The 514-nt window shown below is 58.6% G+C and carries 1 protein-coding gene; it reads left to right on the top strand.

Features of this window, described 5'->3' with window-relative positions; all coding sequences use genetic code 11:
- Positions 1-279: 279 nt before the first annotated feature.
- Positions 280-417 (top strand): hypothetical protein, encoded by a 138-nt coding sequence (locus MXC99_RS00225; protein WP_247723642.1) that lies wholly within the window; start codon positions 280-282, stop codon positions 415-417.
- Positions 418-514 lie beyond the last annotated feature (97 nt).

Below are 514 nucleotides of genomic sequence, written 5' to 3'. Positions count from 1 at the left end.
ACGCACTCGCGCCGATGATAGTGAGGCATGCCCTCGTGAAAGTAGGTCATCGTCAGACTAACCCACAAAAAAACGCCCAGAGAACACAACTCTGGGCGTTTTTGCGTCTACGAAAAATCTGCATAAAACTTGTCTCGCACGCTGCAGAACGGTGGTAAGCACCCGGCGAACCCGTCTTGCCGTTTCGCTCAGGCGCAGACGGCCGGCTGCCAGCGATGCGGCAGCAACTTGAATCGCCCCGTGTTTCGCGGAGGCTTCAACTCTTGAGAAGATGGAGCCATGAAGAAATCAGCGAAGTTCACCGAACAGGACGAAGGCGTGAAGCACCGGGGGCGCAAGCTCTCGGACAGCGGCGCCAAGGCGCGCTTCTACCATGCGGTCAGCGAAGCGCACCTGTCGCGCATCCGTAAGCGGTAACTGCCCGGCGTCCTTGCCTACTTCGAGATTTCGAAGAGATCGGATCGCAGCGGATTGGCCGCGAAGTGTTGCTTCCACAGCCTTGGGGTGAGCTGCG

Origin of the sequence: Thauera aromatica, assembly GCF_023093595.1 — a bacterium.
GTDB lineage: Bacteria > Pseudomonadota > Gammaproteobacteria > Burkholderiales > Rhodocyclaceae > Thauera > Thauera aromatica_A.
This window is presented reverse-complemented; position numbering and strand designations above follow the sequence as displayed.